Annotated in this window: 22 protein-coding genes; 12 read left to right on the top strand and 10 right to left on the bottom strand. The window is 70.2% G+C overall.

Translation table 11 applies throughout. The features are described 5' to 3' along the window. Nucleotides 1–56 precede the first annotated feature (56 nt). On the bottom strand, nucleotides 57–962 hold the full coding sequence (locus tag ABH928_RS06255) for an alpha/beta fold hydrolase (RefSeq protein WP_370062880.1): 906 nt from the start codon (nucleotides 960–962) through the stop codon (nucleotides 57–59). Between the two features lie 80 nt (nucleotides 963–1,042). On the opposite strand from ABH928_RS06255, the gene ABH928_RS06250 reads away from it, so the two are divergent. Then, nucleotides 1,043–1,663 (top strand): TetR/AcrR family transcriptional regulator, encoded by a 621-nt coding sequence (locus ABH928_RS06250; RefSeq protein WP_370062878.1) that lies wholly within the window; start codon nucleotides 1,043–1,045, stop codon nucleotides 1,661–1,663. Nucleotides 1,664–1,817: 154 nt separating this feature from the next. Here the strand turns inward: ABH928_RS06250 and ABH928_RS06245 are convergent, their stop codons facing one another. Next, a complete protein-coding gene (locus tag ABH928_RS06245; protein WP_370062997.1) occupies nucleotides 1,818–2,219 on the bottom strand; it encodes a PPOX class F420-dependent oxidoreductase in 402 nt (133 codons plus the stop codon). 243 nt (nucleotides 2,220–2,462) lie between these two features. On the opposite strand from ABH928_RS06245, the gene ABH928_RS06240 reads away from it, so the two are divergent. Both ABH928_RS06240 and ABH928_RS06235 read left to right on the top strand, forming a co-directional pair. After that, nucleotides 2,463–3,698 carry a mannosyltransferase family protein gene (locus tag ABH928_RS06240; protein ID WP_370062876.1) on the top strand — a complete coding sequence of 412 codons (1,236 nt, stop codon included), beginning with the start codon at nucleotides 2,463–2,465 and terminating at the stop codon, nucleotides 3,696–3,698. A 78-nt stretch (nucleotides 3,699–3,776) separates the two neighbouring features. Further along, nucleotides 3,777–4,025: a hypothetical protein gene (locus tag ABH928_RS06235; protein ID WP_370062874.1), complete on the top strand. Its 249-nt coding sequence runs from the start codon at nucleotides 3,777–3,779 to the stop codon at nucleotides 4,023–4,025. Nucleotides 4,026–4,052: 27 nt separating this feature from the next. Here the strand turns inward: ABH928_RS06235 and ABH928_RS06230 are convergent, their stop codons facing one another. Then, nucleotides 4,053–4,646 carry a transglutaminase family protein gene (locus ABH928_RS06230; protein ID WP_370062872.1) on the bottom strand — a complete coding sequence of 198 codons (594 nt, stop codon included), beginning with the start codon at nucleotides 4,644–4,646 and terminating at the stop codon, nucleotides 4,053–4,055. Between the two features lie 999 nt (nucleotides 4,647–5,645). Between ABH928_RS06230 and ABH928_RS06225 the strand changes: the two genes are divergently transcribed. Further along, nucleotides 5,646–6,860: a glycosyltransferase gene (locus tag ABH928_RS06225; protein WP_370062870.1), complete on the top strand. Its 1,215-nt coding sequence runs from the start codon at nucleotides 5,646–5,648 to the stop codon at nucleotides 6,858–6,860. A 327-nt stretch (nucleotides 6,861–7,187) separates the two neighbouring features. Next, a complete protein-coding gene (locus tag ABH928_RS06220) occupies nucleotides 7,188–7,334 on the top strand; it encodes a hypothetical protein (protein WP_370062868.1) in 147 nt (48 codons plus the stop codon). A gap of 143 nt (nucleotides 7,335–7,477) precedes the next feature. Here the strand turns inward: ABH928_RS06220 and ABH928_RS06215 are convergent, their stop codons facing one another. Next, complete coding sequence (locus ABH928_RS06215; RefSeq protein ID WP_370062866.1) at nucleotides 7,478–8,212, bottom strand: DUF429 domain-containing protein; 735 nt, start codon at nucleotides 8,210–8,212, stop codon at nucleotides 7,478–7,480. A 143-nt stretch (nucleotides 8,213–8,355) separates the two neighbouring features. On the opposite strand from ABH928_RS06215, the gene ABH928_RS06210 reads away from it, so the two are divergent. After that, nucleotides 8,356–8,490 (top strand): hypothetical protein, encoded by a 135-nt coding sequence (locus ABH928_RS06210; RefSeq protein ID WP_370062864.1) that lies wholly within the window; start codon nucleotides 8,356–8,358, stop codon nucleotides 8,488–8,490. A gap of 93 nt (nucleotides 8,491–8,583) precedes the next feature. On the opposite strand, the gene ABH928_RS06205 is transcribed toward ABH928_RS06210, so the two are convergent. The 3 genes from ABH928_RS06205 to ABH928_RS06195 all read right to left on the bottom strand — a co-directional run bounded on the left by ABH928_RS06205 (nucleotide 8,584) and on the right by ABH928_RS06195 (nucleotide 10,779). Beyond that, a complete protein-coding gene (locus ABH928_RS06205; RefSeq protein ID WP_370062862.1) occupies nucleotides 8,584–9,393 on the bottom strand; it encodes an SUKH-3 domain-containing protein in 810 nt (269 codons plus the stop codon). A gap of 211 nt (nucleotides 9,394–9,604) precedes the next feature. Further along, nucleotides 9,605–10,486, bottom strand: a complete 882-nt coding sequence (locus ABH928_RS06200; RefSeq protein WP_370062860.1) for a helix-turn-helix transcriptional regulator — start codon at nucleotides 10,484–10,486, stop codon at nucleotides 9,605–9,607. Between the two features lie 77 nt (nucleotides 10,487–10,563). Beyond that, nucleotides 10,564–10,779: a tautomerase family protein gene (locus ABH928_RS06195; protein WP_370062858.1), complete on the bottom strand. Its 216-nt coding sequence runs from the start codon at nucleotides 10,777–10,779 to the stop codon at nucleotides 10,564–10,566. A 560-nt stretch (nucleotides 10,780–11,339) separates the two neighbouring features. Between ABH928_RS06195 and ABH928_RS06190 the strand changes: the two genes are divergently transcribed. Next, complete coding sequence (locus tag ABH928_RS06190) at nucleotides 11,340–12,068, top strand: hypothetical protein (RefSeq protein ID WP_370062856.1); 729 nt, start codon at nucleotides 11,340–11,342, stop codon at nucleotides 12,066–12,068. Between the two features lie 66 nt (nucleotides 12,069–12,134). Here ABH928_RS06190 and ABH928_RS06185 read toward each other — a convergent pair whose 3' ends face one another. Together ABH928_RS06185 and ABH928_RS06180 are read right to left on the bottom strand one after the other, a co-directional pair. Next, nucleotides 12,135–13,091 (bottom strand): aldo/keto reductase, encoded by a 957-nt coding sequence (locus ABH928_RS06185; protein ID WP_370062854.1) that lies wholly within the window; start codon nucleotides 13,089–13,091, stop codon nucleotides 12,135–12,137. A 48-nt stretch (nucleotides 13,092–13,139) separates the two neighbouring features. After that, nucleotides 13,140–13,766 carry a maleylpyruvate isomerase N-terminal domain-containing protein gene (locus ABH928_RS06180; RefSeq protein ID WP_370062852.1) on the bottom strand — a complete coding sequence of 209 codons (627 nt, stop codon included), beginning with the start codon at nucleotides 13,764–13,766 and terminating at the stop codon, nucleotides 13,140–13,142. Nucleotides 13,767–14,040: 274 nt separating this feature from the next. Between ABH928_RS06180 and ABH928_RS06175 the strand changes: the two genes are divergently transcribed. The 5 genes from ABH928_RS06175 (at nucleotide 14,041) to ABH928_RS06155 (ending at nucleotide 18,128) form a co-directional block, all read left to right on the top strand. Continuing rightward, nucleotides 14,041–14,679, top strand: a complete 639-nt coding sequence (locus ABH928_RS06175) for a GntR family transcriptional regulator (protein WP_370062850.1) — start codon at nucleotides 14,041–14,043, stop codon at nucleotides 14,677–14,679. 105 nt (nucleotides 14,680–14,784) lie between these two features. Beyond that, complete coding sequence (locus ABH928_RS06170; protein WP_370062848.1) at nucleotides 14,785–15,486, top strand: DUF969 domain-containing protein; 702 nt, start codon at nucleotides 14,785–14,787, stop codon at nucleotides 15,484–15,486. Beyond that, nucleotides 15,483–16,451: a DUF979 domain-containing protein gene (locus tag ABH928_RS06165; RefSeq protein WP_370062846.1), complete on the top strand. Its 969-nt coding sequence runs from the start codon at nucleotides 15,483–15,485 to the stop codon at nucleotides 16,449–16,451. The genes ABH928_RS06170 and ABH928_RS06165 overlap by 4 nt, the downstream gene beginning before the upstream one ends. Before the next feature lie 16 nt (nucleotides 16,452–16,467). After that, a complete protein-coding gene (gene pcp / locus ABH928_RS06160) occupies nucleotides 16,468–17,097 on the top strand; it encodes a pyroglutamyl-peptidase I (RefSeq protein WP_370062844.1) in 630 nt (209 codons plus the stop codon). Further along, nucleotides 17,094–18,128, top strand: a complete 1,035-nt coding sequence (locus ABH928_RS06155; RefSeq protein WP_370062842.1) for a DUF2891 domain-containing protein — start codon at nucleotides 17,094–17,096, stop codon at nucleotides 18,126–18,128. Before pcp ends, ABH928_RS06155 begins: the two co-directional genes overlap by 4 nt. 76 nt (nucleotides 18,129–18,204) lie before the next feature. On the opposite strand, the gene ABH928_RS06150 is transcribed toward ABH928_RS06155, so the two are convergent. After that, entirely contained in the window at nucleotides 18,205–19,329 is a 1,125-nt protein-coding gene (locus tag ABH928_RS06150; RefSeq protein WP_370062840.1) for an alkene reductase, read from the bottom strand. Between the last annotated feature and the right edge of the window lie 3 nt (nucleotides 19,330–19,332).

Here is a 19,332-nt window from a genome sequence, read left to right as displayed (position 1 = left end):
GGCGGGCAGACTGCGGGTGTTCGGTCAGAGCCAGCGAGGCAGCTCAGCCGCATCGATCAGGCCCGCTGGGCTGTCCTCAGGAAACCCAGGATGCGTTCGTTGACGTACTCGGGGCGTTCGATCGACGGGCCGTGTCGGGTGTCGGTGACGAGTTCGACTTCCGTGTTCGGCATCAGGCGTCGGACGCGGTCGCGCGTCGGCACGGCATGGATCAGCGGGCTGCGGTCGCCGATCAGGAGGAGCGTGGGAGTGCGGATCGCACCGAGTTCGTCGTCGGTCAAGGGAAGTGGGGCAGGTCGGCCCGCCCGGTAGGTGCGGGCGCCGAGGATGAGGGAGCGCTTCAGTTCGGGGTGGTCGAGAACGGGATTGGAGAGCTTGGTGGACAGGTGCGGGAACAGGCGGCGCGGGAGGAGCCCCGCCAGGAGGTTGACCACCATCCAGGTGTAGAAGCGGGCACCGACCTTCTCCAGGCCGCCCGGGTCGAGCAGCGTCGAGGTGGCGATCCGGCTGGGCGAACGGAGCGTCTGGTTCAGCGCGAGCCAGCCGCCGTAAGAGGATCCGACCAGATGGACCTTGGCGAGCCCGAGTCCGTCGAGGACTTCGTCCAGCCACAGGGCGCTTGCTTCCGGTTCGAAAATGGGACCGCGCTGGACGCTGCGTCCCGGGTCACCGGGGGTGTCGATCGCATAGACGGGGTGGTCCGCGCTGAGGGCGGCGACATTGGGGAACCACATCGTCGAACTGCCGCCGGCACCGTGCAGCAGCACGATCGGCTCGCCGTCGTCCGGGCCGCAGCGGTGGACGTGGGTGGTCGCGTGGGTCGTCTCGACGCGCAGTTCCTGCCTGGGGCAGGGCCACAGCCCCATGGCGTCGTCGTACGCGGCCAGGAACGTTTCCCTGGCCCGCTCGCTGGTGAACCGCCCTACCCCTTTGACCCCTTTGACGGCCTTGTTCTTGGCCATGACCGGCTCCCCCTTCGTCGGTTCGGTTCGGTTCAGCGATGAGCCGACCAGCTTTCACCATATGAGCGTATAGTAAAATCATGCCGAAGCGGGTCGACCACGAGGAACGACGCCACCAGATCGCCGAAGCCCTCCTGCGGCGCGCCGGCACCAGGGGCCTGCATGCGGTCGCCATGCGCGACGTCGCGGATGAGGCGGGGATCTCAGTCCCCTTGATCCAGTACTACTTCAAGACCAAGGAGCAGTTGCTCCATTTCGCGCTGGGCTACCTCGCCCAACGGATGGGCGAGCGGGTGCGCAAGCGCGTTCGGGCCGACGGCACGTCACCGACCCCACGCACCGTCATCGAAGCCATCCTGGCCGAGGCCCTGCCCACGGACGACGAGAGCCGCACCTTCCACCTCGTCTACACCTCGTACGCCACCCTTGCGCTGACCGATCCGGCTCTCGCCACCCAGCCGCTTCTGCGCGACCCCGACGCCATGGAGGACCTGCTGCTCGCGCAGCTGGCTGCCGCACGGGAGGCCGGGCAGACGCCACGGGACATCGACCTGCGCGCCGAGGTGGTCGGCCTGCTCGCGATGTCCGCGGGGCTCGGGACCAGCGTCCTCGTCGGACAGCGCAGCGTGGACGCCGCCTGGGGGGTCCTGAGTCACCACATCGACCGCGTCTTCACGCCGGAGCTGACACCGGCACCATGAGCATCGCTCCCCCGGCACGACCGGGACGACCGGCACGCCCCCCGTACTCAATCCCCGTGCAGGGGGCCTCAGGAGGCTCTGTGGACAAGCGGAATCCGACCCCGACGAGCAGGAGTTGCGATATCGGGGGCTCAACCCGCCTTGAAACGAGCATTCAGTCGGCGAAGGTGCCGACCAGCCGCTGCGGGGTGATCCTGACGACCACCCGCACCACCTCCGGCGGCAGTTCCAGGTACTCCTCGCCCGCGCCGGGCCCCTCGTACTGCTCGGCCAGTGCGACGGCCAGCTTCCGGCCCAGGTCCTCGGCGACCGTCGCGGTACCGCGTACCTCCAGGTATCGCAGCGGGTCGGCCCGGTCGTAAACGGTCAGGCTGACCCGCGCGTCGCGCTCCACGTTGGTGACCTTGCGGCGGCCGGCTGCCGAAGAGAGCAGCAACTCGTCGCCGTCCCGGGCGACCCAGACCACCGAGGTCTGCGGGCTGCCGTCGGGGTTCACGGTGGCCAGCACCGCGGGATTCACATCGTCAAGAAGCCTGCGGGCGGCATCGTTCAACATGATCGTCACGCCTGCGACCCTAGCCAGGCCGCCAAGCGGTGTCGACCGACATGTCCCGTGCCGACGCGCACGCTGGACACCTCCACCGACCAATATCGCGAACCGCAAGACCCTGAGGCTTTTCAGAGGGTGCGGTCGTGGTTCATTCGAGCTACTCATGCGGCTCGGTGTCGTGGTCTGCGGCCGGTGCTTGCTCATCATGGCCTTGCGGGGTTTCGTAGGAAGAGGTCGAGGATGCGCTCCGTGTCCGCAGTACCGCTTGTGGGACCACGTGCCGGGCATGGTGACGAACAGACGTCAGCGGAGACGGAGTCCTGGGATCCGAAGAGGCCGGTCCTGCGCGGTGCCGGTCAGGCCTTGCTGGGCTACGCCGGGGTGCGGACAGTGGGACTGGTCGTGCTGGCGCTGGAGGCGCACCGCCGCGGACTTACGCTGGCCGGTCGCCTCTTCAACTGGGACTCCGGCTGGTACCTCTTCATCGCCGAGCGCGGTTACGACCAGGGCGGCTTGGCCACGAGTCCGTTGCACACCATGCACAGTGACCTGGCGTTCTTTCCCGCCTTTCCGTACATGATGAGGTTTGTTCACCTGAGTTCGCCGCTCTCCCTTCGCGAGGCCGGACTCTCGCTGAGCTGCGTTGCGGCGTTCGCTGCGGCGTGGGGCGTCTACCGCACCGCGCTCGTGTGCCACGGGCATCGGGCCGGCGTGATCGCCGCGATGCTCTGGGGGATGCTGCCCATAGCTGTTGTGGAGAACATGGCCTACTCGGAGTCCGAGTTCACCGCCTTGTGCGCATGGGCCCTGTACTGCGCTCTTGCCGATCATTGGATTCGGGCCGGGCTGCTGGGCTGCCTTGCCGGGCTGACCCGTCCCAGCGGCGTGGCCGTGGTGGCGGCGCTCGGAGCAGCCGCGCTCGTGGAGTCGGCGCGTGTGGTCCGGGCACGCCGTTGCGTGCGTCCTGCGCCGACGGTGCGCTGGTGGCGCCCGTTGGCGGGAGCGGGAATCGCCTCCGCAGGCTGGTCCGGGTACGTGGCCTGGGTCGGCCTCCGCGTGCACGACCTCACCGGGGGCTACCTCACCGTCCAAGAACACTGGGGCTCAGTGTGGGACGGGGGAGATGGCACTTTCCGCGAGTTCCAGACGATTTTCGGGTCGGCCCGCGCCCTGCCTCTCGAAACGGTAGTGGTCGCCGGCGTCGTCCTTGCCGCGCTCCTGCTCCTCGTCGTCGCCGTCAGCGGACGCCAACACGTCCTGCTTGCCGTCTACAGCGCGGGGTTGATGGCGATCGCGCTCGGCGATCACGGCTACTTCATGTGCATGGGGCGGTTCCTCCTCCCCGCTTTCCCGCTGCTCTTCCCTGCGGCGAGCGCCCTGGCGCGGGCGCGTCGCAGGGTTGCCGGCGCGGTACTGGCATCCGGGACCGTGATGTCCGCCCTGTTCGGCGGCTACCTGCTGCTGGTCTGGCCCTTGTGGCCGTGAGCTTGAGACCGACGGGTCGCGAGGCCAGGGGCGAGGTCCGCGCCGCTTGATGGCGAGGCGGTGAAGTAGGCGAAACTCGTGATCGAGGGGGTCACCAGGTGCAGCGCGGGCCAGGAGATCACCGACCGGATCCTGCGCCCGCTCGGCCTGGCCCACACCACACTGCCGCTCACCGACCCCCGGATCCACGGCCGCCACCTGCACGGCTACGACCTGACCCACCACGACGTCACCCTCTTCGACCTCGGCCGGGACCTCCGTCACCAGCCCCCGGCCCCGGCGTCCGACGCCCTCGGGCCGACGCAGACGGCCGTGTTCTACGGCTGAATCCGACCGCGGTGCGGGGCACCGGCTCTAGGATCCGATGATCAGCTCCTCATCAGGAAGCTCACCCGGCAGGTAGCCGTAGCCGGATCGGCCCGGCACCGCCTGGGCGAGCGCCCGGACCAGCAGATCCGGCGGCGCGGCGAAGACCACGGGGTAGTCGCACTCGCCCAGCTCCGGCCGGACCGGCCAGGCCAGCCGCTCCCGTTGCAGGTCGTACTGCGTGCCCACGCCCTCCCGGTTGCCCCGGGCGTCCAGACGGGACCAGCGGCCGTCCAGGTACACGGCGTTGAGAGCGTGCAGCGCGAAGCCGCCCTCGCCGTCCTCCAGCCGCTGGTAACACAGCCCGGTCGGCACGCCCTGCGCCCGCAGCAGCGCGGCCAGCAGGTGGGACTTGCCGTGGCAGATCGCGTTGCGCGCGGCCAGCACCTCGGACGCGCGGAACGCCCCGCTGTACGCGCCCGCGTCAGCGGAGTGCGCCACCTGGTCCCGGACGTGGTGGAACGCCGCCTCCGGGGTGGCCAGCTCGGCGGCCAGCCGCCGCAGCTCCCGGTGCTGATGGTCGATCACCTCGTCCGCCGCGAGGTAGGCGGCGAGGTCGTCTGTCTCCGGTTTCACGTTCATGCCGACCACGGTGCCGCGCGCACCGTCCGCGGCGGGCGCAATTCCATCCAGTGGACAGGGGTGCAGTCAGCAGTACCGCCCGGGCTTGGTCCGCCCCGATCCGGTCACCCGCGGGAGGCCTGTTCCGCGCCTGCACAACGGCACGACCGGTTACGCTGCGGCCAAGCGGTGCTTTGCTCATGGCGATCGGGGGTCCTGTGTCGGTTGGCAGGAACATGGCGCGGTTCCTCGGCTTCGGCCTGGTCATGGCGAGCGTTCCCTTGAGGGCCGCCCTGTGGTCGGGCATCCCGTCGAACCCGCGCCTGCGCCTGGTCATGGCCTTGCCGGGTGTGCGGCAGCGGCGGTCCCGTGCCAGGCAGCGGCTCCTTGGACGCCTGGACGAAGTGGCCTCGATGTTCTCGCTGGAGCAGCTCGGACTGCAGGAGATCGACTCCGCCTGGCGACCGTCTCGGCTCACCCTCCAGCCCGACTACCACCAGGAGGCGCTGGTGTGCCGGCTCCTGGTCACAGGCTTCTTCTCGAGTCCTGTGCCGTACGACGAGCTGGTGCCCGCGATCATTGACCGGGTCGGGATCGGTGACCTCAAGGACAAGATCCGCCTCGGAACCGCTCGGGAGCTGAGCATCTCCGAAGGCGCGCAACTGTCCCTCATGGAGTCGGCGATGGCGGATCCGGCGGGCTTCCACGAGGGATCGCTGAGCCTGCACACCGGCCGAGTGGACGTGCTGGAGGGTGTCGACTGGCAGATACCGGGCGTCCGGGACATCCGGGACCCGTTCAACCCGAAACGGATCACAGACGTTCGGACCCTTCGCTCCCGACAGCGGTGGACTCCCAGCGCCGACGAAGTCCAGCGTGCCCGGGCGCAGAACGCGACACTGATCGCCTGGTGGGTGGCGACCCACTACTACATCCGCCCGAAGCGCGTCCCGTTCTGCACCGCGCGCACGGCAGCAGAGCGACCCGGAGGAGGGGGCGCCTTCTGGGGAGAATCGCTGTTTGCGGATTCTGATCATCACCGCCGGATCACGAGGCGACGTCGCGCCGTTCACGGGTCTGGGTCGGCACCTGCTCGATGCCGGACACCAGGTCACCGTCGCTGCCCATCCTCCGTTCGCACCCCTCGTCGAGGCGTGCGGCCTCCAGTGCAGCCCGCTCCCGGGAGACCCGCAGGAACTCAACCGCTCCAGGGGCCGGGCGGCCACACCCGAGGAAGCCCGGACGGTGATGACGACGTTTCTGGACGGGCTCGCTGACGGAGTGGTGCAAGCCGTGGCCGCCGGGGCTGACCTGCTGCTCACCGCCTTCGGCCCTTCGGCACTCAGCCGAGCGGCAGGGGAAGCGTTCGACCTTCCCGTCCTCGGGACCTACCTCGCACCCGCCTTCGCCACCCGGCTCTTCCCGCTGCCCGGCTCCCCGGCACACGACGACCTCGGACCGGATGGGAACCTCGCCGCCGGACAAGCGGTGCTCCGCCGCGCGGACAAGGTCTTCGCGGGCGCGGCAGAGCGGATGCGCGCTCGCCTCGCTCTGCCCGACGCAACGCGCAGGGTGCCGGTCGGACACGGCGGGCCGGTCCTCCACGGCTTCAGCCCGCTGGTGGTGCCGCGCCCGGAGGACTGGCCGTCCGGGGTCGACGTGGCGGCCTACTGGTGGCCTGCCCGACCGCAGGGCTGGCAGCCTCCTGCCGAACTCGTCGACTTCCTCCAGGCCGGGCCGCCCCCGGTCTTCATCGGATTCGGCAGCATGGCCCCTGGGCAGGGCCAGCGCCTCAGCGAACTGGTGGCTGCGGCGGTGCGGCGCGCGGGTGTGCGCGCGGTTGTGCAGACGGGATGGGCCGGGATGAGCGCAGCGGGAGACGACATCATGGCCGTCGGCGACCTGCCCCATGACTGGCTGTTCCCCCGCACGGAGGTCGTTGTCCACCACGCCGGAGCGGGAACCACCGGAGTCGGACTGCGGGCCGGAGTCCCCACGGTGCCCGTCCCCGTCATGGCCGACCAGCCGTTCTGGGCGGAACGCCTGCACCGGCTCGCGGTCGCCCCTGCGCCGCTGCCGTTCCAGGATCTCACCGCCGGGAACCTCGCAGCCGCGATCACAGCCGCCAGGACCGAGCCCGTCCGCCGCCGTGCGGCCGACATCGCCCACCGAATCGCAGCAGAGGACGGCCCCTCCGCCGTCCTCGCCCGTATCGAACGCGGGTTTGCCCGCTGACCCCGGAGCCCCTTGACGAACCGTGCCTCCAGCAACCACAGTCGTCGTCGCGCGCAGCAACCGCTACCGGGACAGGCCCGCGGTCAGGGCCCCTATGGCTCGTAGCAGTTCACGAGCGACCAAGCCCGCGACGACCATCACGACCACGTCTCCCGCAGTGATCCCGCCTTCCGGGAACGTCTGGCACAGGCAGAGGGCTTCGTTCTCTCGGACCTGCACGGCCACGGCGGGGATCGGCCCTGGACCAGCGTCTCCACCCCCCTCGCCCCGCTTCTCGATCACCCGGATGACGGCGGCTCAGACCTCACACCCACCCAATGCGCTGCGATGACGCCCTGCCTCGAAGCGATCACCGACCAATGGCAGGAGGAGGGCCAAGACGCGCTTGCCAACCAGCACGTCGAGGACGCCCGCCGACTGGCCATCGTCCTGCGCTTCTGCGCAGTCCGTGAGGTCGAGCTGCACTTCATCTGAGGTGAGGGACGGGAGTATGCGGATGGCCCTGGGCACCCTGACGGGTGGCCGGGGCCATCTGCGTTACTCGGGTCAGTCGGGGACGACGTTCGCGGCCTGCGTGCCCTTCGGGCCCTCATCGACCTGCTGGGCGCGAGCCGCATCTATTCGGGGAGTTGGGGAAACGATCCCGGGTTCGGCATGTGGATCCAGCCTTCCGCCCGTGCCGCCTCTAGCTGTGTGCCGGTGGGAGCGAGTGTCAGCTTGAGAGCAACGGCGCGGGCGGTCAAGGCGCACACCAGAGCGTCGAAGGCGTGCTCACTCGCGTCGTAGGCCGCTCGTGCCGCCGAATCGCACCGCACCCACGGTGCCGCGGCCACGAGATCGCCCATGCTGCGTTCTTTGGAGAGCTGCCACTGGTGACGTGAGGCCTTCGGGTAGACCTCGCAGACGCGCCCTGTTCCAGCCCGGTCGATCCGGCAGCCCCGCGCACGCAGGGCGTCCTCCAGGTGAGCCCAGCGAGCGACCATCGCACCAATCCGGTCGAACGGCGCGGGCAGCGGCGGGCTCAGCGGGCGCAGCCGCTCCCAGGTGAGCTGGTCGGTAAGCCGGTACCGCAGGTGATCCTTGCGGTAGCGCTCGCTGTCCTGGCCACGGCCCGGCCATTGACTGCCTGCCAGATGCGCGCTCACCGCGCGTACGAACTCGGCGGGCCATCCGAACGGCGTGTCGATCCCGACTCGGTCGTCGGAGCTCAGGTCCGCGATCAGGTCGACCAGTTCCTCATCGGTGCACCGCAGCCTTGGGGTTTCGACGAAGGCTGCCCCGTGGCGCCAATCCACCACCGCCACCGCCGTCTTGGAACGGTCCGCTGACAAGTCGATCCCCACCGTGAGCACCAGCTCATGGTGCCACTCCCCCAGCTGCCCGTGACAACCCTCTGCGGTCTCCCGCATCGCTGACGGGCCAGACGCCTGGGTCGCCGACGCCCTACTGGCCTGCAGCGGCCGACTCGAGGCCGAGAACTACATTGGGTTTGGAAGTGCGCGAGGCAGCCGTCCGGCTTCGGGTGGAGGAACTGGAAGCCGAGGTCGCCGAGCTGTCTGAGAAGCTGGAGTTGGCCCGGGAGGGGCCGGAGCGGCCGATGCCGACCGGTCGACCGGTCGACCGCGGGTGAGCGCGCACCTCCGAGCTTGAAGCGGCTCGCGCCGCCAACCGGGAACTGACACGCTCGCTGAACTCAAGGTGCTGACGGAGACTGCGACCCTGCTCAGACAGCGCTCGCAACCCTGGTCGGAGCGATACCCAAGACGAGCTTCTCCAACGCCTCCTGGGCAGTTCCGAACGTCGCGGCCCAAGTCTCGATGAGGTAGACCTCGCTGGTCTCGTCGATGCCGAGGAAGAACCTCCCCTCGTCGAGCTCGCCGATCGGAAAGAGGTCCCGGCCCAGCGTTTCGCCCCAGTCAGCGAAGCGGTCCTCCTCGCCCATGCAGCAGTCCGGTTTGAAGTGGAACGGCGTCTTCGCGCAGGTGATGCCCGGCCCGCTGATCTGCACCTCCAGGCCGCCGAACTCGGTCAAGAACCGTTCGGCCGCGTCATGCATGCGGACCAGGCCGCTTCTCTCCAGCGTCTCGCGCCAACCCTTGACGGGGACTGACCGTCCCGGGTGCCATCCGGCCTCCCGCATGGTCTGCTCGACCACGCCGGTGTCCCGCTTCGCGGTCGCGGTCGCGGCGACCCAGGCCTGGTCCACCGGCACGTCCTCCGGCCAGCCGGGCCGCCAATTCGCCCGCCAGACGTCAAAGTCGTCCCGCAAGAAGCGGCGATCCACTGGCTTGAGGCGCACCTGGTGTCGCTGATCGGCCCACCAGACCTCGAAGTCGGCCTCGGTCCCCACGCTCGGCCAGAGCTCAGCGAAGGTCGGCAACAACAACACGTCGACGAAACCGCCAACCGGCAGACCGATATCGACGAAGACTCCGGTCGCACCCGGGTTCGGGACCGCGGTCACGCGCCCCCGGAACCGCTGCCCGAGCCGCAGCCCTGCACGGGTCTGGATCCATTCCTCTTCGCTGGCCACACGCCCAATCCTGGCACCGCAGATCGTTAACGCAACGGGCTTTGCTACTCGGCTGCTTGGTCGGCATCGTTCTTCAGATGAGCTGGGACCACGGATCTTCGCCCGCGTCCCGCAGCCGTTGCTCCTCGCGCCAGTGCATGAACACCCGCTGTCCGGACTCCACGGTGCCTTCCGTCCAGAAGTCGTCGGGATTGGTGACGCGGGATTGGGGCTAACCGGCTGAACGGACTTGCGGCACGGTGATGTCCGGCCCGCCAGTGAGGTCTTGGGTTCCTATGACGCCGAGCAGCCGCAGTTGCTCGACCGCCGGGCCGCCGGGCGGGGCGGTGTAGAACTGGAGCCGCTGCCGGCCGTCCTCGCTGAACAGGTTCTGGCAGTTGATCTCCACGACGCCGAGCGTCGGGTGGATGATTCGCTTGCGCTCGCCGCGTCGGACGGCGACGTCGCCGGTGGCCCAGAGCTGCGCGAATTCGGCGCTCGACCGTCGCAGTCGGCCGACCAGCTGCCGTGTCACGGGGTCATGGTCCCGGCGGGCCACGCCGGCGCGCAGGTCGGACACCAGGACGCGCGAGTGGTGCGGGTGGTCCTCGACCGGGTAGACACCGCGCGAGCCGGGGTCGGTGAACCAGCGGTGGACGAAGCTGGCCTGCGGGCCGGCACCGGTTACCGGCGGGCCCAGCAGTGCGGTGGCCAGTCGGTTCTGGGCCAGCGTCTCATGCAGGTCGGTAATGATGAGAGCCGGCGTGGTGTCCAGCCGGTCCAGCAGGGTCAGCATCGCCGGCTGCACGTACGCCGCAGTGCCGTGTGCGGCAGCAGTGACCGGGCGCCCGGCCAGCAAGAACAAGTGGTCGCGTTCGTCAGTGTCCAGGCGCAGCGCCCGGGCCAGGCCGGTGAGCATCTGGACGGTGGGTTGGGAGCCGCGCCCCTGCTCCAGTTCGGTGTAGTACTCCACCGAGGCGCTGGCCAGTTGGGCGACCTCGTCGCGGCGCAGGCCCGGTACGCGGCGGCGGGTGCCGGCCGGCAGCCCGGCCTCGGCCGGGGTGATCCGGTCCCGCCGCGACTTCAGGAAGGTCCCGAGTTCCGACAGATCCATGTCTTCGAGTCTCTTCCAGTTGCAGGGGTGCAGCCAGGGGATGGCGTCCCCTGGCTGCGTGCCGGGTGCGAAGCGGGTCAGGTCTGCGGTCCGGCGGCCAGCTTGGCCAGGGTCAGGACATCGCCGCCGATGCCCCAGCCCCCGACGGCGACCTCCTCGACCAGGACCATTGTGCTGGCACGGGCGCGCTCTCCGAAGATCCGGACGTACAGCTCGGTGGTCTCGGTGACGATCTGCTCCTTCTGCTTCTCGTCGAGGGTCTTCTCCGGGACCTTGAAGTTGGCGAACGGCATGGTGCGTTCCTCTCGTGACGTAATGTCGGTGTAGTGCGGGGTGTTGCAGGGAGCCGCCTGTGGTGAGCAGTTCCTCCAGCCGGATGCAGCGGAAGCATTCTGCGCGGACCCGGTCGGCGACCGCGCAGACGACTTCACTGCCGTCGCGGCCGGGTCTCTGGCACCCCGTCGTGATCTCCACGATCGCCGGTGTCCGCGCAGCCAACCAGGGTGTACTCACCCTGGTGTCGCCGTCCCCAGCCTCGAATCATCTGTCGCAGACTGGTGCGGGCCGCGGCCAGGTCTCGTTCACGTTCGTCTGCCCGGTCCGCCAGGGGCTGGAGCCTGATCAGCTCATATTCGAGCGCACTCCACGGATCACCGCACCGCTTTGGTCCGGGCCGGTGCTCACCGCAAGACCGGCCGCGCGCGCACTCACAGGACACGTTGCCCGAGCCGGCGTGGCGCTATGGCGTCGCCTCAGCAAACCAATCTCTCCAAGAGCCTCACCAGGCCCCCACATTGTCCTCTTCGGAAGCGCATACCGTGAGCCAGTACAAGATTCCGTTCGAGACCCCTGGATGCCGCTCGTGGATTACTGCGCCTCGTGCCGTCGGCACGTCAACGGGGCCCTGTCGTGTCCTGGTTGCGGCACCTACTTTCTGACCGACTCCCCGTCCGTCGAGAACGCCGAACCCACGACCGCGATACCCGATGAGTCGGCGCTGGTCGCGGTGGCCGCGGGCGGGCGCGCAGCGCGGCGACGGCAGCTGGCGCGGTTGAAGAAGCACAAGCGCAGGGCCGCCACCGCGGCGGTCTTCGCTGTCTTCGGTGGAGGTCTGTCGCTCGCGGCGCTGCCTGACGGTGCGTCCGCCAAGCCAGCGGATGCGAACGCGGCCATGGCGCCCCAGGCAGGAATTCAGGTCAACACTCCTACAGCGGTCGCCAGTACCCCGCCGGCGCAGCCGGTCGCCACCACGACGCCGCAGCCGTCGGCGCCTGCCTCCACGCAGGCTGTCTCGAACACCCACTCAGCGGTGCCGGTGCAGCCCACCGCGGCCCCGATGACGCAGGTCGTCACCCCGGCGCGCACTCAAGCCAGCACTCGGCAGGCCTCGGGCCACTCCGCCGCTCCGCGCACCACCCCCGCCGCCGCGCCCACAACGGCGGCCACTCCCACCACCGGGGCCACGCCGACCTCGGCGCCCACGACCGGCGCCACGCCGCCGAGCTCCAGCGCATCCTCGCCCGCCACCAGCTCCACGAATCCGCCCACCATCTGCCTGCTGGGACTTGTCTGCCTCAACTGATCACGGCGGGCTGGGTGAGACGAACGGCCGTGGCCACGATGCCGCCACCCCTCGCCCGCCGAGCTCTCAGGCAGTGCCGGACTCCGCATCGAGGGCCGCGTCGATCTCCGCCAGTTCCTCGGGCGTCGGCGCCCACTGCCCCGCAGCGGCATTGGCGCGCACCTGCTCGGCGCTGGTCGCCCCGGCGATGACCGAGCCGCAGCCGGGCCGCGCGGCGAGCGCGCCCACGCCGATCTCCAGGATGCTCCGTCCGTGGGCCTCGCCCCAGGCCGCGAGGCGTTCGACCGCGTCGAGACCGGCCTCGGTCACCCGCTCGGGCCGCGACGCCAGGCGTGAGCCTGCGGGCACACCCGTCGCGCGGCGCACCTTGCCGGTCAGCAGGCCGTTGGCGAGCGGGAAATACGGCAGCACACCCAGGCCGTAGTGCAACGCCGCCGGTACCACCTCCCGCTCCGCGCCGCGTGCGAGCAGCGACCACTCGTTCTGGGCCGAGACGAACGGGACTGCCCCGGTCTCCCGAGCCACGTGCGCGGCCTCGGCGATCTGCCAACCGGCGAAGTTGGAGTGCCCGATGTAGCGGACCTTGCCCTCGCGTACCAGCTCGCTGAGCGCGGCGAGCGTCTCGGCGATCGGCGTGGACGGGTCGGGCGTGTGCAGTTGGTAGAGGTCGATGTGGTCCGTCTGCAGGCGCCTCAGCGACTCCTCGACCGCGCGCCGGATGTAGGCCCGGCCGCCCTTCGCCCCCGCGGCGGGCCCGTACCCAAGATCGCCGCTCCGATGGCCGAACTTCGTGGCCAGCACGACCTCGTCACGCCGCCCCTTCAACGCCCGACCGAGCAGCGTCTCGGAGCCGCCTCCACCACCGTAGATGTCGGCGGTGTCGAAGAGGGTCACCCCGGCATCCAGTGCCGCGTCGACCACCTCGCGCGTCTGCGCTGCGTCGAGGCGTACGCCGAAGTTGTTGCAACCCAGTCCGACCACCGAGACGAGGAGCCCACTGTTGCCCAGCGATCGATATTCCATGAGGTCACTCTAGTTCTGACAGGGCGACAGGACCGGTCAGTCCGGTTCCTACCTCATCACCAGGAGCACGGCATCCGTGGTCCGGCCGGCCGCCGCCTCGATGAAGACCGTCGGATCGACCACGTCCACCAGCAGGTCCCGGGTGGCCCGCACTGCTGCGGCAGGCGGTGGAGGGCCGCCGACGGCGTCGATCAGGTCCAGCAGGTGGACGGTCGCCTCCGTCACCGCGATCTCGCGCAGCGCCCCCAGTGTGACCGTGCCCGCCCGATGCGCGACGGGTGTGTCGGGCGGGAGGGCGGCGAGCTCCGCGACAGCCGCGGGGCCCAACTCCGCGAAGCGCCTGATCAGTTCCTCCGGCGTCATGCTGTCGGCCGTCTCCCGGGCCTGCGCGGCGACCAGGTCCGCCGCGCTGTGCGCCACACCGCCGGGCCGGTTGAAGATCCGGAGGATCTCGGCCCCGCTGGTGACCTTCGGCGGCTCCTCCAGCACCGCTTCGCGCAGCCCGGCGAGCATCGTCGGGTCCAGCGCCACATGGGCATACAACGCCCGCACCGACCATCCGGGCAGTCTTGTCGGCCGAGTCCATTCGGTCGGCGCCAGCGCAGCCCCGCGCTCCGCCCAGGAGTGCCACAGCTCGACCAGCAGGTCAGCACTCGACGTGTTCTGATGTGCCATCACGACCTCCCTTGCCGACCAGCGTACGAGGCTGCGGAGCCGAGGCCGCCCGACCGTCCGCCGTGCGGCGTGTCAGTGGCACCGCGCCGGCCGGAAGCGCACGAGTGCACCCGGTGCGGCCCGTGCCGCCGCCTCCAGCGACGCCGGGTCGCCGGGTCGCCGGGTCGCCGGGTCGCCCACCATCTCGATATTGTTCAACAATCCAGCAGAAACGTTGAACAAAACCGGCCGCTGGGATTGACTGATCACGGCACGCGGGCAGGGAGGAGCACCGATGGGAACAGGCACCGCGCAGCGAGCGGCGGAGAGCTTGCGGGAGCGGATCACCGAGGGTGTCCTGGTGCCCGGGTCCCGACTGGTGGAGGCTGAGCTCGCGGCCGGGCTCGGGGTCTCACGCAACACCCTGCGGGAGGCGTTCCGGCTGCTCACCCAGGAGGGCCTGCTCACCCACGAGCCCAACAAGGGGGTCCGGGTACGCCGCCTGACCAGCGCGGACCTGGCCGACCTCTACCAGGTCCGGCGGCTGATCGAGTGCGGGGCGCTGCGCGAACTGCGCGGCGGCGACTACCCGCTGGCCGCGGTGCGGGAGGCTGTGCGGGCCGGGGAGCAGGCCGCTCTGGAGGGCCGCTGGAACGACTGCGGCACTGCGGACATCCGCTTCCACCAGGCCCTGGCCGGGCTGGCGGAGAGCCCGCACGTCGACCGGCTGATGGTCCGCGTGCTGGCCGAACTGCGGCTGGCCTTCCACGCGATGGGGGATCCCCGCCGGTTCCACGAGCCCTATCTGGGCCGCAACCGGCAGCTCCTGACCACCCTGGAGGCCGGCGAGGCGGAGCAGGCGGCCCAGGACCTGGCCTTCTACCTGGAGGACTCCCGACGCCAGTTGGTCGAGGCGTACTCCCGACTGCCTTAGGCCCTGTCCGTCCCGGAAAATTTCTCCCGCAGCACCCCTTGCCTGATTGTTGAACAATCCATAGCGTCCTCCGCAACAGAAGCACGGAACACGGAAGGACGCCTCATGATCGTTCTGCTTGGCGTGCTCGTGGTGGTCCTCGGGTTCGCGACCAAACGCAATCCGCTCCTGGTCGTCGGCGTGGCGGGGATCGTCACCGGGCTGCTGGGAAAGCTCTCCCTCTCCGGCATCCTCGCCGCCTTCGGGCAGGGCTTCGCCTCCAGCCGCGCAGTGACCGTCTTCGCCATCACGCTGCCGGTGATCGGCCTGCTCGAGCGCAACGGACTTCAGGCCCAGGCCCGCAATCTGATCGGCAGGCTCGGGAAGCTGACCGCCGGACGCTTCCTCGTTCTGTACCTGCTCCTCCGCCAACTCACCGCGGCCGTCGGCCTGTCCAGCATCGGCGGCCCGGCGCAGACCGTACGGCCGATGGTCGCGCCGATGGCCGAGGGAGCGGTCGAGCGCCGGATCGGCGGGCCCCTGCCGGAGGCGGTCCGGGAGAAGGTCCGCTCCTACGCCGCCAGCGCCGACACCGTGGGCTTGTTCTTCGGCGAGGACTGCTTCCTTGCGGTCGGCTCCATCCTCCTGATCACCAGCACCGTGAACGCCGCCTACCACGTCAGCCTGCAACCGGTGCAGCTCGCGGCGTGGGCGATCCCGGTCGCGGCCTGCGCCTTCGTCATCCACGGCTTCCGGATGCTGCGCCTGGACCGCAGTCTCAGCACCCTGGCGCCGACCGCCGAGAAGGTCCGTGAGGCAGCCGAATGATCAAGTCCGAGTGGTTCTACTGGCTGATCGGAGCGATCTTCCTGGCCATGGCCGGGCAGATGCTCTTCGACCGCAGCAACCCGAAGCGCTTCGGCACCTCGGCCTTCTGGGGCCTGCTGGGCACGGGCTTCATCTACAGCACCTGGGTGCTGAACCACCAGGCCCCGACCCAACCGCTGGGCCTGGCCGTGCTGGTGACGATCTGCCTGGGCGGCTTCAACCTCACCGGCCGCGGCAACCCGCGCACCACCTCCCCCGCCGAGCGCGAGCAGCGCGCCGCCCGGCTGGGCAACAAGATCTTCATCCCCGCCCTGGTCATCCCGGTGGTCGCGGTGATCTGCTCCACCCTGGTCAAGGCCTGGCGCATCGACGGCAAGCCTGTTCTGGAGAGCGGTGCGGAGACCGTCCTGGGCCTGGGGATCGGCGCGATCGTGGCGCTGCTGGTGGCGATGGTGATCGTGCGCGAGCGCAACCCGGCCGTCCCACTGCACGCCGGGCGCGGCATGCTGGAGTCCATGGGCTGGGCGCTGCTGCTGCCCCAGTTGCTCGCCATCCTGGGCGCGATCTTCCAGGCCGCCGGCGTCGGCACCCAGGTGGGCACGATCGTCAACTACGTGCTGCCGCACCGGCAGACCTTCCTCGCCGTGCTGGTCTACTGCCTGGGGATGGCCCTGTTCACCGCGGTGATGGGCAACGCCTTCGCCGCCTTCCCGGTGATGACAGCCGCCGTGGGCTGGCCGATCCTGATCCAGCAGATGCACGGCAACGCGCCCTGCGTACTGGCCGTCGGCATGCTCGCCGGGTTCTGCGGAACCCTGTGCACCCCTATGGCGGCCAATTTCAACCTGGTCCCGGCCGCGCTGCTGGAGCTCAAGGACCAGTACGGCCCGATCAAGGCCCAACTGCCCACCGCCGGCGGCCTCTTCGTCTGCTGCGTCGCCATCATGTCGCTCTGCGCGTTCTGAGTTCGGAAAGGTCTCCATGCCTCGCGTGCTGCTCACCGGCTTCGAACCCTTCGGAGGCGAATCGGTCAACCCCTCCTGGGAGGCGGTCCGGCTGCTCGCCTCCGAGCCCGACGTCTCGACCGTCCGGCTCAGTTGCGTCTTCGGCACCGCCCTGGACGAGCTGCGCGCGGCGGTCGAGCGCACCGATCCGACGCTGGTGGTCTGCGTCGGGCAAGCCGGCGGGCGCACGGACCTCACCGTCGAGCGCGTCGCGATCAACCTGGACGACGCGCGCATCCCGGACAACGCCGGTCAGCAGCCGATCGACCGGCCGATCGTGCCGGACGGCCCTGCCGCGTACTTCTCCTCCCTCCCGGTCAAGGCCTGCGTCGCGGCGGCCCGCGGGACCGGGCTGCCCGCTTCGGTCTCGCACAGCGCCGGCACCTTCGTCTGCAACCACGTCGCCTACGGGCTGGCGCACCTGATCGCCACCGAGCGGCCAGGGCTGCGCGGCGGCTTCGTGCACATTCCGTTCGCTCCGGAACAGGTCCTGGACGGGCAACGCCCCTCGCTTGCGATCCCGGCGGTGGCCGAGGGACTGCGCGCGATCGTCTCCACCGCGTTGAACGGCCAGGAGATCACCGAGGTGGGAGGTGCACTGCATTGAACGCCCTTGCGCGGGACGCCGCCGCGTCGAACCGCTCCTCGTGGGACGCCTCCGCGTCGAACGCCGGATTCGCCCGCCTCGCGATGGAGAACATCACCCGCGCCTATCCGTACGCCCCCGCGCAGCTGCTGCGCGGCCCGGAGGACCTCGTCCCACCGCGGGAGCGGCACCCGGTCTTCTTCGGCTCCTACGACTGGCACTCCTCGGTGCACATGCACTGGCTGCTGGTCCACCTGCTGCGCACCACCCGTGCACAGCTCGACGCGGAGCTCGGCGCGGAGCTCGGCGCTGAGGCGGTCGAGGCGCTGCTGGACACGCAGTTGACGCTGCCGGCCGTCCGGCAGGAGGCCCGCTACCTGCTCGACCATCCCGGCTTCGAACGCCCCTACGGCTGGGCCTGGCTGCTCACGCTCGCCGCGGAGTGCGCGGACACCCGCTGGGCCCAGGCACTGGCGCCCGCGGCGGAAGCGGTCGCGGCGCTGTTGCCGGCCTGGCTGGAGAAGGCCACCTATCCGGTGCGGCACGGCGTGCACAGCAACAGTGCGTTCGCGCTGGGGCTGGTGCTGGACGCTGCGGCCCCGGCCGGCCATCCGGAACTGGAGCGCCCGGTGCGGGCGACGCTGCTGCGGTGGTTCGAGCAGGACCGCGCCGCCCCGGTGCACTGGGAGCCGTCCGGGCAGGACTTCCTCTCACCCACGCTGTGCGAGGCAGAGGCGATGCGGCGGGTGCTCCCCCAGGACCGGTTCACGGAGTGGCTCGCGCGCTTCCTCCCGGAGGCCGGGCCCTTGCTGACGCCGCCCCGGATCTCCGATCGGGCGGATCCGCAGATCGGCCATCTCATCGGGCTGTGCTTCTCCCGGGCGGCGGCGCTGCGCGGCCTGGCACCGTTCATGGCCGGGGCCGGCGAGGCGGCTCAGGCACATCTCGTGGTGGCGGAGGAGTTCCTGGCTTCGACCGACTTCACCACCGCGCACTGGTTGGCGACCTTCGCGGTCCGTGCGCGCATGCCCCGTGGGGTCGCAGCGGGCTGACTGCCCGTCGGCCCGCTCGTCGGCCCTCTCGACGGAGGGGAGTGGGCTGTCGGCGCGCGCCGCACGCCGGGCCCGTTCACACGCCGCAATCACAGGCCGGGTGGTCGAGATACCCGCGGACTCCCCCGGTGTAGTAGGTACTCGGATCCCCCTGAGCCAGCCTGCAGCCGAGCGCGAAGCGGGTGACGAGATCCGGGTTGGCGACGAAGTGCCGGGCGAAGGAGACCGCGTCGGCGACACCGGCCTCGATCGCGGCGTTCCCCGACTCCCGGTCGAAGCCGTTGTTCGCGATCAGCGGCCCGGCGAACAGCCGACGGTAGCGGGCGAACAGGCTGAGGTCCGGGCCATCCGGTCCGGTCGGGTCTGCACCGAGGAGGTGCAGGTAGGCGACGGCCGGACGGTCGTTGAGAGCCGCCGTCAACTCGTCGTACTCGGTGAGCCGATCCGGGTCGAAGGCGAACTGTCCGCCCGTGTTCCAGTACGGCCCCAACCGCACCCCGACCCGCGGCTCACCGCCCCAGGCCGCGGCCACCGCGTCGATGATCTCGAACAGCAGGCGCCGCCGACGCGCCCGGTCCCCGCCGTAGGCGTCCGTACGCCGGTTCAACCTCGGACTCAGGAACTGAGGAATCACATACACGCCCTGGGCGGGCAGTTCCACGCCGTCGAACCCGGCCCGCCGCGCGTTCACCGCCGCGGCCGCGTAGTCCGCCACCGCCTGTTCGATCTCGGCCACGGTCATCTCGCGCGGAGTGCGGGTCGGCTTGGGCCCCGTCGGCGTGAACACCGTCTGACCCGGGTTCACCGCCGACGGGCCGGCGGGCAGTCGTCCGCCGTGGTGGTCCGGGTGGGAGACCGCGCCCGCGTGCCACAGCTGGGCCACGATTCGGCCACCGAGCGCGTGCACGACGTCGGTGACCCGCCGCCAGCCCGCCACCTGCTCCGGGCTGTAGATCCCGGGGACGTTCACCTGCCCGATCCCCCGCTCGCTCACGAACAAGCTCTCGCAGATGACCAGGCCCGCCGTCGCGCGCTGCGCGTAGTGGGCGACGTGCAGTTCAGTCGGCACCAACCCCGGGTTCTCCGCGCGTGCCCGCGTTGTCGGCGCCACCACCACGCGGGTGGGCAGGCGCAGGACGCCCAGGTCGAACGGCCGCAACAGCGGTTGGGTCAGGGCAGTGGTCATGGTCGTCGTACTCATCAC

The organism is Streptacidiphilus sp. MAP5-3, from assembly GCF_041262505.1.
Classification (GTDB): Bacteria; Actinomycetota; Actinomycetes; order Streptomycetales; family Streptomycetaceae; genus Streptacidiphilus.
The sequence above is the reverse complement of the archived record's forward strand: the minus strand, read 5'-3'. Positions and strand labels throughout refer to the sequence as shown.